This is a genomic window from Nocardia sp. NPDC102475, assembly GCF_055584605.1.
In genome coordinates, this window is record NZ_JBVJLS010000066.1 from 1 (window position 1) to 2,133 (window position 2,133).

Annotated in this window: 3 protein-coding genes; 2 read left to right on the forward strand and 1 reads right to left on the reverse strand. The window is 64.8% G+C overall.

Annotation, left to right across the window (positions count from 1 at the left end; translation table 11 throughout):
* On the forward strand, positions 1 to 464 hold a 464-nt coding region (locus ACZ60G_RS44050; RefSeq protein WP_465818376.1), incomplete at its 5' end, for a transglycosylase SLT domain-containing protein.
* On the forward strand, positions 464 to 1,648 hold the full coding sequence (locus tag ACZ60G_RS44055) for a transglycosylase SLT domain-containing protein (protein WP_465818378.1): 1,185 nt from the start codon (positions 464 to 466) through the stop codon (positions 1,646 to 1,648). The genes ACZ60G_RS44050 and ACZ60G_RS44055, both read left to right, overlap by 1 nt.
* Before the next feature lie 30 nt (positions 1,649 to 1,678).
* Here the strand turns inward: ACZ60G_RS44055 and ACZ60G_RS44060 are convergent.
* Positions 1,679 to 2,133, reverse strand: a 455-nt coding sequence (locus ACZ60G_RS44060; protein ID WP_465818380.1) for a C40 family peptidase, incomplete at its 5' end; no start/stop codon positions are given.

Here is a 2,133-nt window from a genome sequence, read left to right on the forward strand (position 1 = left end):
CCGCGAAAGCGACCGCCAATGCGATCAACCGGCTGACCAACCAATACCTCTACAACATCGCCGGAAAGAAATACGCGGGCGGCAACCCCAGCGGCCAGATGCCCGGCGGCACCGTCGGTGATTGGATCCAACAGGCACTGCAGGTACTGCAACAGCTGGGCTACAACATCAGCACGATCGATCCGCAGGCCATCGCGATCATCATCCAGCACGAATCGGGCGGCAATCCCAATGCCACCAACAACTACGACAGCAATGCTGCCGCCGGCACGCCCTCGATCGGGCTCATGCAGACCATCGGCCCGACCTTCAACCAGTACGCCGCGGCCGGACACAAGAACATCTACGACCCGGTCGACAATATCGTCGCGGGTGTCCGTTACGCGATCAGCCGATACGGCTCGGTCAGCAATGTGCCCGGCGTCAAGGCCGTGCGCGCCGGTCGACCGTATGAGCCCTACTGATGCCACCACCGCAGCGGGATACACCGGATCCGAGCCTCGACAACGCACACGAGGCCCGGCCCGGCACAACGACCTCCGCGCCGCGTCGGAACGCGGCACGGCGCAGTCAGACCCGGGCACCGACCGGAACTCCCGCCGCGATCGCACAGCCGCCCGCCGCAACCGCGGCCACGCGCGGGCCGACCGGAGCGCCTATCGCCGAATCCGGTACCACCGCAGCCGGATCGCCCGCCATCGCTCGCCCCGACGCACTCGCCGGATTCGGTTCGAGCGCGCCGTATGCCGCAGCGGCGCTCGGTGCGCTGGCATCCATGGCCGCGCAGTACGGCAATGCCAACCCCACCGCCGATACCGGCCAGCCGTATGCACCGCCCGCGCTCGGGTCCGGACAATCGACCTCATGGCCCGGCGAATCGGGCGACCGGTACGCGGCGAATAATCTCGAGACCGCACGACGTGGACAATCGACACAATCATTGAACGCCGAACTCGGCCGTCTGCTCGGCGGTGCCGCGGATAGCACGATCCAAGGCCGAGCGGCCATCGATGGCATTGTCGCCGAAGTGAATACGGCAATGACCGCACTCGGTGGTGTCGCCGACACCACCGCGGGCCGTCAGATGCTGATCACCACACTCAGTAACGCCCTACAGCGTGCAGGCGCTGTGCTCGGACAGGGACAGTCCGCAGCGGCGATTACCGCGGATAAGGTTGCCGCACTGGCCGACCGGTTCCTGCAGAACGCTCGCCCGACCCGGCAACCACCACGGCGATCCCAGCCGAGCACCGGTGGATCCACTGCCGGTCCGCCGCGCACCCGCCCGTCCGGTCGGCAGGGTCAGTGGATCAATGACGCCCTGCGCATCCTGGCCGCCAATGGCTACGACACCCGGCACATCAATCCCGCCGATATTGCCGCGATCATCCAGCACGAATCCGCGGGCGATCCGAATGCGATCAATCTCTGGGACAGCAACGCGGCCAAGGGAACTCCGTCCAAGGGGCTGATGCAGACCATCGACCCCACCTTCAACGCCTACGCGCTACCGGGCCATCGCGATATCTGGAATCCGGTCGACAACATCATCGCGGGCGTGCGGTACGCCATCGACCGCTACGGTTCGGTCAGCAATGTGCCCGGTATCCAGTCGATGCACGGTGGCGGGCACTACGTCGGCTACTGAGCTGGAGAGGCCGGCTTCGGCAGCTGGCCGCTACGACCACCGGCTGGCGTGATAGCTGCGCGGCAGATTGATCACCTTCACCACATCTCCGGTATGCGGCGCTTCGACACATTGACCGTTCCCGATGTACATCATGACGTGGCCAGGACTTCCGTTATTGAACTCTGAATCGGGGAAGATCAAGTCACCTGGTCGGATATCGGCCGGGTTGACCTTCGGCAGCTGTTGGTACTGGGCGGAGGCCACACGCGGGATATTCACACCCGCCTGAGCCGCGGCATATTGCATCAGACCGGAGCAGTCGAACGAGTTCGGACCTTCGGCACCCCACACATATGGATCACCCAGTTGAGCCAAGGCGACCTGGATCGCCTTCTGCGCGGCCGCTGACGTACCAGCTGCCGCGCCTGCGTATTTCTTTCCGGCGATGTTGTAGAGGTATTGGTTGGTCAGCCGGTTGATGGCATTTGCCGTGTCGCTGGCGC